11 protein-coding genes and 1 pseudogene are annotated in these 12,806 nt (G+C 69.6%); 8 read left to right on the forward strand and 4 right to left on the reverse strand.

The window, feature by feature from the left end; genetic code table 11:
* Positions 1-399: 399 nt before the first annotated feature.
* A complete protein-coding gene (locus tag OG735_RS03400; protein WP_442812582.1) occupies positions 400-3,855 on the reverse strand; it encodes a phosphodiester glycosidase family protein in 3,456 nt (1,151 codons plus the stop codon).
* Between the two features lie 361 nt (positions 3,856-4,216).
* On the opposite strand from OG735_RS03400, the gene OG735_RS41810 reads away from it, so the two are divergent.
* From OG735_RS41810 to OG735_RS03430, 7 genes are all read left to right on the forward strand, one after another.
* Complete coding sequence (locus OG735_RS41810) at positions 4,217-4,300, forward strand: putative leader peptide (RefSeq protein WP_351446407.1); 84 nt, start codon at positions 4,217-4,219, stop codon at positions 4,298-4,300.
* A gap of 213 nt (positions 4,301-4,513) precedes the next feature.
* Positions 4,514-5,107, forward strand: coding sequence for an NADPH-dependent FMN reductase (ssuE, locus tag OG735_RS03405; RefSeq protein WP_327321626.1), 594 nt, complete (start codon positions 4,514-4,516; stop codon positions 5,105-5,107).
* A gap of 11 nt (positions 5,108-5,118) precedes the next feature.
* Entirely contained in the window at positions 5,119-6,135 is a 1,017-nt protein-coding gene (locus tag OG735_RS03410; protein ID WP_327321627.1) for an ABC transporter substrate-binding protein, read from the forward strand.
* A gap of 4 nt (positions 6,136-6,139) precedes the next feature.
* The gene (locus tag OG735_RS03415; protein WP_327321628.1) at positions 6,140-6,949 is read left to right on the forward strand and encodes an ABC transporter ATP-binding protein; all 810 of its coding nucleotides are present in this window, start codon (positions 6,140-6,142) and stop codon (positions 6,947-6,949) included.
* Positions 6,946-7,839, forward strand: coding sequence for an ABC transporter permease (locus OG735_RS03420; protein WP_327321629.1), 894 nt, complete (start codon positions 6,946-6,948; stop codon positions 7,837-7,839). Before OG735_RS03415 ends, OG735_RS03420 begins: the two co-directional genes overlap by 4 nt.
* A gap of 10 nt (positions 7,840-7,849) precedes the next feature.
* Positions 7,850-9,184 (forward strand): LLM class flavin-dependent oxidoreductase, encoded by a 1,335-nt coding sequence (locus OG735_RS03425; protein ID WP_327321630.1) that lies wholly within the window; start codon positions 7,850-7,852, stop codon positions 9,182-9,184.
* A 38-nt stretch (positions 9,185-9,222) separates the two neighbouring features.
* Positions 9,223-10,119, forward strand: coding sequence for a TauD/TfdA dioxygenase family protein (locus OG735_RS03430; RefSeq protein WP_327321631.1), 897 nt, complete (start codon positions 9,223-9,225; stop codon positions 10,117-10,119).
* Between the two features lie 82 nt (positions 10,120-10,201).
* Here the strand turns inward: OG735_RS03430 and OG735_RS03435 are convergent, their stop codons facing one another.
* The gene (locus OG735_RS03435) at positions 10,202-10,834 is read right to left on the reverse strand and encodes an LAETG motif-containing sortase-dependent surface protein (RefSeq protein ID WP_327328192.1); all 633 of its coding nucleotides are present in this window, start codon (positions 10,832-10,834) and stop codon (positions 10,202-10,204) included.
* 95 nt (positions 10,835-10,929) lie between these two features.
* On the opposite strand from OG735_RS03435, the pseudogene OG735_RS41815 reads away from it, so the two are divergent.
* Positions 10,930-11,122 (forward strand): annotated as a pseudogene (locus tag OG735_RS41815) (hypothetical protein); the annotation flags it as partial.
* 29 nt (positions 11,123-11,151) lie between these two features.
* Here OG735_RS41815 and OG735_RS03440 read toward each other — a convergent pair.
* Positions 11,152-11,646: a DUF6328 family protein gene (locus OG735_RS03440; RefSeq protein ID WP_327321632.1), complete on the reverse strand. Its 495-nt coding sequence runs from the start codon at positions 11,644-11,646 to the stop codon at positions 11,152-11,154.
* 53 nt (positions 11,647-11,699) lie between these two features.
* Positions 11,700-12,491 (reverse strand): SigB/SigF/SigG family RNA polymerase sigma factor, encoded by a 792-nt coding sequence (locus OG735_RS03445; RefSeq protein WP_327328193.1) that lies wholly within the window; start codon positions 12,489-12,491, stop codon positions 11,700-11,702.
* Between the last annotated feature and the right edge of the window lie 315 nt (positions 12,492-12,806).

The raw sequence follows: 12,806 nt of genomic DNA on the forward strand, positions 1-12,806 counted from the left end.
CCGGTTGCGGGGGCTTCCCGCACGGCGAGCGGCGGTGCGGTCCGCTCGCCGTGCGGTGCGGTGTGCCCATCGGGGGCGGCACGACTGCCGGCGGGCCGGTCGGCGGGCGCGCGCGAGCCGGACCTGCCCGGAGGCCGCACGCGCGGCTGCGGAGCGACGATGCCCCTGAGGCGCTTGCGCAGCGACCCTGTCGCGGAGCCGCGCGCGCGGCAGCTCACCGCGGGCGCGTGCCGCCCGGGCCGGCACACCGTCCGGGCGGCGCACCGCACGCTCGGCCCGGAGAACGGCCGCCTCGCCCGGGCCGGCTCGCGGGGCGCCGGGCGCGGGACACGGGGCCACCGGGCGCAGGGCCCCTCCCCGGCCACGACGGGCCTACGCGCTCCCCGGCCACGACGGGCCTTACGCCGCCCGGCGCGATGCCACCCCCTCCGCCGCGATGCGAATCTCTGTACGTTCCGTGACGCCGCCCACCGTCACCGCCAGGGTGACCGTCCCCGGCCGCAGCGCGGTGAGCCGGCCCGTAACCGGGTCGAACGCCGCCGCATGGCGGTGGCGAGCGTCCTCAGGCGCGCCGATGTACAGGTTCGGCGAGCCCGTCCAGTCCGCGCTCAGCGGGAACACCACCGGGACCCGCCGTGCACCCTGCGTGACCGTCGCCCGGGCGTCCGCGGCGTGGCCGGGCTTCAGCACAGCGGGCGCGTCCAGGGTCAGGCCGTCGACATGCGCCCGGGTCTGGACGGAGACCCAGTCCGGGCGGCCCTCCCACGGGCGAAGCCGTCCCGCCAGTTGCTCCCCGCGCGACACCTTGTCGACGCCGACCAGCGACCAGCCCGTGAAGCCGCCCTCGTCCGCCGGGCCCGCCGGGGCCTTGCCCGAGTTGCCGTTGATCAGATACGGCACGCCGTCCACATGCTCGGCGTGGAAGACGCCGACATGGCTGCCCACGAGACCCGCCCCCTTTCCGGTCGTACGGCGGAACTCCGCGAGCCACTGCTCGATCAGCGCCGCCTCCTTGCGGTCGCCGAGCCGGCTGCCCTTCTGCACGGTCGGGTCCCGCGGCGGGACGTGCTCGACGAGCATCACCGCCGAGATGCTCGCGTCCCTCGCCGCCGCGTCGAGCTGCGCGCGCACCGCCTTGATCTGGTCGAAGCCGCCGCCCCGCAGGCTCAGGCTCGAGGTGTCCAGGGTCAGGAACCGGGTACCGCGATGGTCGAACGTGCGGTGCGCGGGCCCGAATTCGGCGATGAAGTTGTCGATCTTGCCGCCCATCACCTCATGGTTGCCCGGCACGTAGTACCAGGGCAGCTCGTCCCCCAGTTCCTCGGTCAGGACGCGGCGCGCGAAGGCCAGATCCGCCGGAGAGCCCTCGTCGACGAGGTCGCCGTTGACGATGAGGAAGTCGGGCCGCGCGGCCTTGATCTCGCGCAGGGTCCGGCGCGCCTGCGCCACGATCGCGCTGTCGGGGTCGCGGGCGACGAACTGCGCGTCGGACATGACCGCGAACTGCCAGTCCCTGTCCTCGGTCTCGGCCGCCGGGTCGATCAACGGGTCGGCCGTACGGGGCTGTTGAGGCAGCACGACCGTCGGTGGCACCTGCGCGGTCAGGCCGTCGATCACGATCTTCCCGGTGTACTGCTTGGCGGCCGCGGTCTCGGCCAGATAGAAGCGGTGCACCGACAGCGGCATCGCGGCCCCCGGCGGCACGGCGAAGGTCACCTGCCGCCAGCCCGTCCAGGTGACATACGGTCCGCGCAGCAACTGGTCGGAGCCGGCCGCATCCTTGAGATGCAGTGTCGGCCACGCGCCCTTCCCGTCGCCCTTGATCCAGAGCGTGAAGGACTGCGGCTGGCCCGGAACGACGATCTGCCGTGGCGGGTTGGCGTACGCGGCCCTGGTCGCGGTCGACTGCGTGAAGTCGTAGGTGAGCTCCAGGCCCGTCCCACTCTGTCCTTCGGGTGTCGCCGCGACCGAGCCACTCGCGCGGGCCTGGCTGAAGGTCCAGGACGCGGCGTCGTCGAAGCCGGAGACCGGCTGCTCGGCGAGGCCGACGCTGACGGCGAACACGGTGGTGACGCCCGCGGCCGTCGCCGTGATCTGTCCGGCCCCGCTGCCCGTGCGGGACGTGACGGTGAACGAGCCCCGGCCGTCGTCGCGGATGTCGAAGAGCGTGTGGTCGTAGCCGAGTTGCACATCGGCCGGTTCCACGGGCGCGCTGTTGCCCTGGGCGTCGAGCCCGAGGATGCCGAAGGTGCCGGTGGCGCTCGCGTCCGCGAGGCCGACCCGCTCGGTGGTCGGCTCGATTCCGGCCAGGTCGTCGAGCACGGTCAGCTCGGTGCTGCCATGGGCACCCGCACGTTCCGCGCGTACCTCGGTCGTGCCGCTGTGCCTCGCCCGGAACGTCCCGTGGTCGTCGACCCGGCCCACCGAGGGCTGGACGGCCCGCCAGTGCGGTGCTCCGGCGGCCGGTCCGTATGTCTCGTCGTAGCCGGCGGCGGTGAGCCGGCGGGTCAGGCCGGGGAACACCCGCTCCGGGTGGCCGCCCTTGACCGGGTCGGCAGTGGGGGCGCTCCCGGCGGGCGTGCGGGTCTCGACCCAGAAGCCGCGCAACCGGCCGCTGCCGTCGGGCGCGGTGAGCGCGAGGCCGTTGGGGACGGTGCGTTCGCTGCCGTCGGAGGGACTGTTCTCCACCTGGAGGGCGTCGCTGCCGGGTTCGCGGGCGACGAGTGTCGAGGAGCCCCCTCCGTCGAGGTTGAGCGCGCTGTGCGCGCCGGCCTTCTTCATCATCAGGCCGAGTTCGGTGAGGGTGACTCCGCCGCTGTCGGCCTGGCGGCCGTCGACCGTGATGACCTGCATCGCGCGGCCGTCCTTGGAGAATCCGACGGCGGTACGGGGAGCGGCGGTGTTGTTGCCTTCGCCCTCGTGGTTCAGCGGTACGCCGTCGACAACGAGGAGTTCGCGGCCGCCGACGGCGGTACGCGGGACAGGCCCGCTGTCGGTACGCGGCCGGTACTCCAGGGAGACGGCGTCGCCCGGGCGCAGCGCCGCCAGCAGCCCCACTCCGGCCTCCCGGCCGACCAGGACAGTGGTGTCCGCGGCGATCGGCCCGGTGCCGGGCCGATCGGTGACGGCGACGACCTTGCCGTCCCGTAACACCGCTTCGGCGACGGGAGTCGCGGCGTCGACGGTCAGCGCGCGGTCGGCGGTTCCCCAGGCGGCGGTGTACGCGCCGATCCCGCCGGCCGGGACGTTCGCGGCGTTGTACGCGGTCAGGGGGTGCGCACCGGACGGCAGCGTGAGAGTGCCGTCGAAGTACAACTGCAGGACACGTCCGGCGTTCTCCGGCCCGATGCCGACGGCCCGGTTGGCGCCGGTGGCCGGCGAGTGGGTGACCTTGCCGTCCTTGATGCCGGGGCCCTGCGGTGCGCCGGTCTGGTTGATGTCGAAGAAGTCCGCGTTGATCGCGGCGACCGTGCGCCGGCCCTTGCCGGGGTCATGCTGTGCGGCGAGTTCGGAGACGGCGCGGCGGTCGGCGACCTTCCCGGAGGAGAGGTAGTCGGCCTGTACGCCGCTGCCGTCGAGGTCGACGGAGAGCGCGTCGACGCGCAGCCACTTGTCCGATTCGAGCCGGTCGTACGAGGTGAGGCTGATGCCCGGAGCGATCGGCCGGGAGCTGCGCGCGGTCTCGATGCCATCGCCGTCCGCGACGGATCTCGGCCGTCCGGCCGGACCGCTCGCGGGCGGCGGCGCGACGGGCCGCAGCACTTCGGCGGAGTCTCGGGGACGGGGGTCGGGGGTGGAATCGGCGACGGCCGGGGAAGTCGCCCCAGCCGTCAGTGCGGACACCGTCGCGAACAGCACGACGGACCGTCTTGCTCTGCCAAGGCCCACAACTACTCCAGGAATCCAGCTGGTTGAGCGCGTAATGCTGTCGGCGGACAGCATCGCGGCGCTCGGACCGACACACCAGGGGGCAGTGGGAACGATGGGAGGAACAGTCGGGGAGCACAGGCAATGGCACGACCATTGGCGCCCGGGAGATCAAGTGATCATTCCACTGGGCCCGGGTGCCCGGGCGCCGGCCGTTCTCCGTCTCACCGGCCCGCCGGTAGCTCCGCGTGCGAGCCACATTCACGAAAGAAAGCTGTAACAATTCACCATGCGAGACGATTTCCGGTGGACATTGACGTGACCGGAAGTCGCTGTCATTCTCTCCGGTGTGAGTCAAGCTGACATTCTCGTATCGCGCCTGCACGTCGATCTTCGACGGCACGCCAGCGCACTCTGTGCCGCCGGCCGCTGAAACACGCACAGCTGACTTCTCTTCCGGTGTCGAGCCCTCTCTCCAGAGGGTTCCGGCCAGGCTGAGCACCTCCGCCCCACCGAGGCAGCAATTCTCACGGCAAGGCCCTTAAAAGAGCCTTCCGATTCTCTTCAACCCTTTTCCTGAACCTGTCGCGCGCCTTTTCAGCGCGATGTTTCAGGCATCTTCGCATACCCCGAAACGGAATGACTGATGACCTCCATCCTGGCTGTTTCCGGAAGCCCGTCCGTGAACTCGCGCACCGAATTGCTGGTCGAGCACGCGGTCCAGCGACTGTCCGTCACCGGCTTTGACGCGGGCCATCTGAAGGTACGTGAGCTGCCCGCGGCCGAACTGCTGGCCGGCCGGTCCGACTCGCCCGCCCTGCGTGCGGCGGCCGAGCAGGTCGCCGCGGCGGACGGTCTGATAGTGGCCACACCCGTCTACAAGGCCTCCTACACCGGACTGCTCAAGGCCTTCCTCGATCTGCTGCCGCAGTCCGGCCTGGCCGGAAAGACGGTTCTGCCGCTGGCCACGGGCGGCAGCCTGGCACACGTACTCACCATCGACTACGCCCTGCGCCCGGTTCTTTCGGCGCTCGGGGCCCGGCATGTCGTCGGCGGCTCCTTCCTCCTCGACAGCCATGTCGAGCGGCTGCCCGAAGGCGGGGCGCAGTTGAGCCCCGAGGCCGAGCTCCGGCTCTTCGACGTCGTCGACGAGTTCATCCAGTCGCTCCCCACCCGAATCCTCTCCCCCGCCCAGTCCCCAGCCCCCGGTGCGGCGACCTCCGCCTCCCGCAGCCACTGAAGGAACCCGACGTGCACACCACAACCAGACGTAACTTCCTCGTCCTCACCGGCATCTCCGCGCTGGCGGCGGCCGGCTGCGGCACGGCGGTCGGCAGCGGCACGCGGAACACCACCACGCTCCGCTACCAGGGTTCGGTCGGCCAGGTCAGCCCGCCCGAACTCGCCGCTTCCCTCGGCTACTTGGAGGATCTGAAGCTCAAGTGGGTGGGTAACACGATCAGCGGTCCGCAGGACATCCAGACCGCCGCGTCCGGCCAGACCGACTTCGGCGGCGCCTTCAACGGAGCCGTGGTCAAGCTCGCCGCCCGCAAGGCCCCCATCAAGGCCGTCGTCAGCTACTACGGCTCCGACAAATACGCGTACAGCGGCTTCTACGTGACCGAGAAGAGCGCCATACGTACGGCCCGCGACCTCATCGGCAAGAAGGTCGGCATGAACACCCTCGGCGCCCACCACGAGGCGATGCTCGACATCTACCTCAAGAAGAACGGGCTGAGCCGGGCCGAGGCCGAGCAGGTCGAGCGGATCGTCATCCCACCCGTCAACACCGAACAGTCCCTGCGCCAGCGCCAGATCGATGTGGCCGTACTCGGCGGCATTCTGCGCGACAAGGCGCTGGAGAACGGAGGCGTACGCAAGCTCTTCAGCGACTACGACCTGCGCGGGGCTTTCAGCGCCGGTACGTATGTCCTGACCGAGCGCTTCATCAAGCAGAACCCGGAGACCGCGCGGACCTTTGTCACCGGAGTGGGCAAGGCCCTGGACTGGGCCCGCACCACGCAGCGCGACGAGGTCGTCGCGCGCATGACCGAGATCGTCGCCAAACGCAAGCGCAACGAAAGCGCCGCCGCGCTCAAGTACTGGCGTTCCTACGGCGTCTCGGCGCCGGGCGGCCGGATCGAGGAGAAGGAGCTGTCGGTCTGGGCCGACTGGCTCACCGAGCGCGGCGACCTCAAGTCCGGCCAGGTCAGCGTCTCCGACCTCTACACCAACGAGTTCAACAACCGTACCAAGAAGGCGAGTTGACCCCGTGACCGCCAAGATCAGCTTCCGAGGGGTGGGCAAGACCTTCCCCGTACGCGGAAAACAGCAGCACGTCACCGCGCTGGACGGGATCGATCTCGATATCGCCGCCGGTGAGTTCGTGGTCGTCGTCGGCCCGAGCGGCTGCGGAAAATCCACCCTGCTCGATCTCCTCGGCGGACTCTCCGAACCCACCAGCGGTCAGATCCTGCTGGACGGCGAGCCCGTCACCGGACCGGGTCTGGACCGGGGCATCGTCTTCCAGCAGTACGCCCTGCTGCCCTGGCGCACCGCGCAGGGCAATGTGGAGTTCGGCCTGGAAGCCACCCGGGTGCCCCGCCGCGAGCGGGCCGAGCGCGCCAGGGAGTATCTGGCGCTCGTCGGTCTCAACGGCTTCGAGGACCGGCATCCGCACGAGCTCTCCGGTGGCATGCGCCAGCGCGTGGCGATCGCCAGGAGCCTTGCCTACGACCCCGATGTGCTGCTCATGGACGAGCCGTTCGCCGCGCTCGACGCGCAGACCCGCGAGTCCCTCCAGGACGAGCTGCTGCGGATCTGGCAGCGCACCGGCAAGACGATCGTCTTCATCACGCACGGCATCGACGAGGCGGTCCATCTCGGGCAGCGGGTCGCCGTCCTCACCTCCCGTCCCGGCCGGATCAAGGAGGTGGTGCCGATCGGCCTCGGCAACCGCGGCGCCGACACCGATCCGCGCTCCAGCCCCGAGTTCGCGCACCACCGCCATCAGATCTGGAACCTGCTGCGCGACGAGGTCAGCCGGGCCCAGCAAGAGGAGAGGGAGGTCGCAACGCTATGAGCATCGCCACCGAGAAGGCGCTCGCGACAGCCGTCGATGTGAACGGCGCCGCTCAGCGCACCGACCCCGCACTCGCCGCCCCACCAGTCCGTACCCGCGCACTGCCCGCCCCGGTCCGCCGCGCCGGCCGGATCCTGCTGACTGTGGTCACCCGAAGCGTCGCCATCGCCGTGCTGCTCGCGGTGTGGGAGGCGGCGCCCCGGCTCGGACTCGTCGACCGGACGTTCCTGCCGCCGTTCTCGGAGGTCGCCGTCGCCTGGTGGCAGCTGCTCCTGGACGGCCAGCTCGCCGAACACACTCAGGCCAGCCTCCAGCGTTCGTTCACCGGCTTCGGTCTCGCGGTCGTCATCGCCGTACCGCTCGGCCTGCTGATCGGCTGGTACCGGCCGCTCGCGGATCTCCTCGGGCCGCTCCTCGAGGTCTTCCGCAACACCGCCGCGCTCGCCCTGCTGCCGGTCTTCGTCCTGCTGCTGGGCATCGGCGAGACCTCGAAGATCTCCATCGTGCTGTACGCCTGCACCTGGCCGATCCTGCTGAACACCATCAGCGCCGTGAGCAGCGTCGACCCGACCCTGCTCCGGCTGGCCAGGTCGATGGACCTGCCCGCTCCGAGGATCTTCCAGAAGGTGATTCTGCCCGCCTCCGTGCCGACCGTCTTCACCGGCATCCGGCTGGCCGGCGCGGTCGCCATCCTGGTCCTCGTCGCCGCCGAGATGGTGGGCGCCAAGGCCGGGCTCGGCTATCTCGTCAACGCCTCACAGTTCAACTTCGCGATCCCCGAGATGTACGCCGGGATCATCACCATCTCCGCCATCGGCGTGGCCTTCAACCAGCTCCTCGTGGCTCTTGAACGTCGCTTCACGTCCTGGCGCACCCCGACCGGAAACTGAGGATCCGACCATGTCCGCCGACACCCCACGCCAGTTCCATCTCAACGCGTTCCTCATGAACGCCGGCCACCACGACGCCGCCTGGCGCCATCCGCGCACCCAGCCCGACCGGATCACTGATCTCTCGTACTTCCAGGAGCTGGCCCGTACCGCCGAGCGCGGCAGACTCGACTCGCTGTTCCTCGCGGACGGCGTCGCCCTGTGGGGCAATGCCCGCTACAACGCGGTCGGCGGTTTCGAGCCGCTCACGCTGCTGTCCGCACTGGCCGTTGCCACCGAGCACATCGGTCTTGTCGCCACCGTCTCCACGACGTTCAACGAGCCCTTCCACGTGGCACGGAAGTTCGCCTCGCTCGACCACCTCAGCGGCGGGCGCGCCGGCTGGAACATCGTCACCTCCGGGAATGAGGCCGAGGCCAGGAACTTCGGTCGCGAGGAGCATCTGGAGCACGCTCTGCGCTACGAGCGCGCCGCCGAGTTCCTCGACGTGACCAAGGAGCTGTGGGACAGCTGGCGCGATGACGCGACGGTCATCGACCGCGAGCGCGGGGTCTACACGGAGGACGGCGCGGTACGGCCGATCGAGCACCGCGGCAAGCATTTCCGCGTCGACGGGCCGCTCAACGTACAGCGTTCGCCGCAGGGCCATCCACTGCTGGTGCAGGCCGGCTCCTCGGAGGACGGCAAGGAGTTCGCCGCCCGGTACGCGGAGGCGGTGTTTACCGCCCAGCAGACCCTCGCCGACGGCCAGACCTTCTACAAGGACCTCAAGTCACGGCTCGCGAAGTACGGCCGTACGCCCGACCAGTTGAAGATCCTCCCGGGAATCTGCCCCATCATCGGCGCGACCGAGGCCGAGGCCCTGGCGCTGGAGGACGAACTGACGGGCCTGCAGGTCCCGGAGTACGGGCTGCAGCAGCTCTCCGGGATGCTCGGCACGGATCTGAGCGGTCTGCCGCTCGACGGTCCGCTGCCCGAGCTCCCCGAGGAGCAGGACATCAACGGCAACAAGTCCCGTTTCACGCTGGTGGCGGATCTCGCCCGGCGCGAGCAGCTCACCATCCGGCAGCTGATCGCCCGGCTCGGCGGCGGCCGCGGCCACCGGGTCTTCGCCGGTACGCCCGAGCAGATCGCGGACCAGCTCGAGCAGTGGTTCACCGCCGGCGCGGCGGACGGATTCAACATCATGCCGCCGTATCTGCCCGGCGGACTGGAGGACTTCGTCGACCAGGTGGTGCCGCTGCTGCAGGCGCGCGGCCTGTTCCGTACGGAGTACAGCGGTCGCACCCTGCGCGACCACTACGGCCTGGAGCGGCCCGCAGGCCGGCCTGCACTCACCCACTGACCCCGTTCACTCACCGCCCAGAGAAAGGCAGCACCCGCATGACCAGCACCGGTTTCGACATTCGCCGGATCGGCGGCCGCATCGGCGCCGAGATCCTCGGCGTCGACATCTCCACCGACCTCGACCCCGCCATCGTCACCGAGATCAGCGCGGCGCTCGTGGAGCACAAGGCGCTCTTCTTCCGCGGCCAACAGCTCGACGACACCGCGCAGATACGCTTCGCCTCGCTCTTCGGCGAGCTCACGACCGCGCACCCCACAGTGCCTTCCGTGGAGGGCCAGCCGCACATCCTCCCGGTGGACGGTGACGAGGGCATCCGCGCGAACCAGTGGCACACGGACGTCACGTTCCTGCGCACGCCGCCGAAGGCGTCCACGCTGCGCAGCCTGGTGGTCCCGCCGTACGGTGGCAACACCCTCATCGCGAACTCCGTCACCGCCTACCAGGATCTGCCGGACGCGCTCCGCGAGCTGGCGGACCGGCTGTGGGCCGTCCACACCAACGCGTACGACTACGCCGAGCCGAAGTCGGAGAAGGCGGCCGAGCACCGCAGGCAGTTCGTCTCCACGAGGTATCGCACCGAGCACCCGGTGGTCCGCGTCCACCCGGAGTCGGGCGAGCGCGGTCTGTTCATCGGCGGCTTCGCACAGAGTCTGGTGGGCCTTTCGCCGTCCGAGTCACGCGACATCCTGCGGATCCTGCAGTCGTACGTGACCCGCCCGGAGAATGTCGTCCGCTGGACCTGGGCCCCGGGGGATCTGGTCCTCTTCGACAACCGCAGCACCCAGCACTACGCGCCCGACGACTACGGCGACCTGCCTCGACTGCTGCACCGGGTGACGGTCGCGGGCGATGTCCCGGTCGGTGTCGACGGCGGGCTCAGCCGGGTCGTCGAAGGAGACGAGGCGGCTCACTACACGCCTGCCGCGGCCTGATTACGAGACAAAGCCGCAGAACGCAACAAGGCGGGTGGGCCGTCCCCGACGGCCCACCCGCCTCGCGTCTTCCGTGCCGGCGTCAGTGCTGCGCGCTACGGCGCTTCCGCGCGGCCCACATGATGCCGCCGCCCGCGACGATGACCAGAGCGGCCGCGCCGCCGATCAGCGGTGTGGAGCTGGAGGAGCCCGTCTCGGCCAGGTCGCCCGAGGGGGAGCTGGGCTTGGTCGAAGCCGGGGGCACCTCAGCAGAGCTGGTGGCCGTGCTCGGCGTGTCGCTCGGCGTCTCACTCGGAGTCTCACTCGGCGAGGGAGTGGAACTCGGGGTCTCCGACGGGGTCGGACTGGGGGTGTTGTTCTCGCACACCGGCGCCGTCTCGGTCAGGTCGCGCGAGAACTTGTCGTTGTCGCCCGCCTTCACCACGAGGCGAACGGAGAGCTCCTTGTCATGCTTGGGGAGCTCGAGCTTCTTGTCGAAGCTCCCCCTGAACGTCTCGGTGGGCAGCAGGTCCTTGCCGTCCACCGTGACGGTCACGGTGTTGTCGTCCTTGGAGCTGTAGGCGGTGAGGTGGACGCTGACGTCGGTGCAGGTCACCTTCCACTCCGGGGTGTGCGCCTGAGCGGTTCCGGCCGCCAGGCCGACGCCGAACACACCGGCCGTCGCGACCGCTGCGAAGGCGCCTGCGCGCCGCCACGATCTGTTTATTGTTGTCACAAATTCCTCCACGGTTGCCACGCCACCCATCTGGCGGTGGGCGCAGAGTACCGCCACGCTCACAGAGGTCGGCACCCACCCCACCTCCCCCACGACTGACTCGCGTCACTCCTAGGGGCGTTCAGGACCACAGGCACACGGTGACCGAAATGAACAGCAACAATTCCGACGTAAAAACCCGCGTCACTGTCCTGGTCGCGCTCGCCGCGAATCTGGTGATCGCGGTGGCGAAGGCGGTCGCCGGATGTCCGGCATCCGTTCGGTTACGGCAAGGAGCGCTATTTCTACGGAGGCGCCGGCGGACTGATGCGTCGCCGTCACTTCCCGGGCGGGTTCGTGGCGTGGGCCCAGAGCGGCAGGGCGACCCAGCAGATGACGAACCAGACGACCATTGCGGCCACCAGCAACAGGGCGAGCGCGTCGTCCACGACCAGTCGCAGGATCAGCAGCAGCGACGACGCCATCGTGCACAGCAGCAGAAACAGTCCGACAAGCGTGAGGCGGGAGGCCCATTGGACGGTCTCCGGTTTGAGCCGCCGGCCGGTGAGGAGCCGATGGATGGACACGGGACCGATGAGAGCTCCGGTCGTCGCCGCCCCCAGCAGAATGGTGACCGTATAGATATCGCGGTCGGTGTCGGACAGGCCGGCGAAACGGGCCTGGAACGCCACCGTGAGCAGGAATCCAAACAGGACTTGCACACCTGTCTGGGCAACTCGCAATTCCTGCAGCAGTTCAACCCACAGCCGGTCCGCCCGTTCCTCCGGTGTCTCGTCCCGACCGCGCTCACGACCGCTTCTGCCTTGCTCCATCACCGGGCGCCTCCCTCATGTCCGTGTGGCGCTTTCCTCTTATATCGCACTCCTTATGCGGCGTCCTGCATGATCTCGCGGCGAAGTCGCTCGCAGGAGTTGCTGATCAGGCGTGACACATGCATCTGGGAGATGCCGAGGTCCTCGGCAATGCTGCGCTGTGTCATGTCGCGGAAGAACCGCATGTAGAGGATTTTCCGTTCCCGCGCCGGTAAGCGCCGCAGCCGGGGCTTGACTGCCTCCCGGTCGATGACGACATCGAGCGCGGGATCCGGGCCGCCCAGGCCGTCGCACAGTGTGTATCCGCCCTCGCCGCCCGGGAGTTCGGCGTCCAGGGACAGGGCGCCGAAGGAGTCGGCGGCCTCCAGCCCGGCCCTCGCCTCCTCCGGCGTCAGCCCGGCCTGCGTGGCGATCTCCGCAAGGGTCGGCGCCCGGCCCGAGACGGTCTGGAGGAGCTCGCGCTGGGCCGTACGGACCCGATTGCGCTGGTCCTGGACCCGACGTGGCACATGGAGGGTCCACATGTGGTCACGGAAGTGTCGTTTGACCTCACCGGTGATGGTGGGGACGGCGAAGCCGGCGAACGCGGTACCGCGCTCGGGGTCGTACCGGTCGACGGCCTTGACCAGACCCAGAGCCGCCACCTGGCACAGGTCTTCGAGGGACTCCCCGCGGTTCCTGAACCGGCCGGCGATCCGCTCCGCCATGGGCAGCCAGGCATTGACCAGCTGCTGGCGTACGGCCTCGCGTTGGGCCCCCTCGGGCAGGTGCGCCAGTCGGTCGAAGTCGGCTGCGGTGTCGGGGGCGTCGTCGTGCGAATGCTTCCTGCTCGCGTGTGTGCGCATGATGCGCTGCCACTCCCTCAGCGGTACGGAACGGATGATTGCCACCGCGGGAATTACGGATACACACGCAGCCGCACCAGGGCGCGCCGTGCCACTCCCACGGACGTGCCTCCGGTCCGAAGCACGAAACGCGTCTGCCCAGAGCGTTGGCGACGAAACACGGGCAGATAAATCAGCGCCAATCGCGGACCGCCCAAAACCGACGTGTAGGCGGACGGGTAATGGGAACCCGCCAGGTGGATGCAGACCAGTGGTAGGCGAGAAGCGAATGATGAACGGCGGCCCTGGGGCCGCCGTTCATCATTTTCGGCGGTG

Source organism: Streptomyces sp. NBC_01210 (assembly GCF_036010325.1).
Classification (GTDB): domain Bacteria; phylum Actinomycetota; class Actinomycetes; order Streptomycetales; family Streptomycetaceae; genus Streptomyces.

Bases quoted from the DNA above. Each gene is read 5' to 3' on its own strand.
- ssuE (WP_327321626.1), top strand. From the start codon at position 4,514: ATGACCTCCATCCTGGCTGTTTCCGGAAGCCCGTCCGTGAACTCGCGC.
- OG735_RS03420 (WP_327321629.1), top strand. From the start codon at position 6,946: ATGAGCATCGCCACCGAGAAGGCGCTCGCGACAGCCGTCGATGTGAAC.
- OG735_RS03425 (WP_327321630.1), top strand. From the start codon at position 7,850: ATGTCCGCCGACACCCCACGCCAGTTCCATCTCAACGCGTTCCTCATG.
- OG735_RS03430 (WP_327321631.1), top strand. From the start codon at position 9,223: ATGACCAGCACCGGTTTCGACATTCGCCGGATCGGCGGCCGCATCGGC.
- OG735_RS03440 (WP_327321632.1), bottom strand. From the start codon at position 11,646: ATGGAGCAAGGCAGAAGCGGTCGTGAGCGCGGTCGGGACGAGACACCG.
- OG735_RS03445 (WP_327328193.1), bottom strand. From the start codon at position 12,491: ATGCGCACACACGCGAGCAGGAAGCATTCGCACGACGACGCCCCCGAC.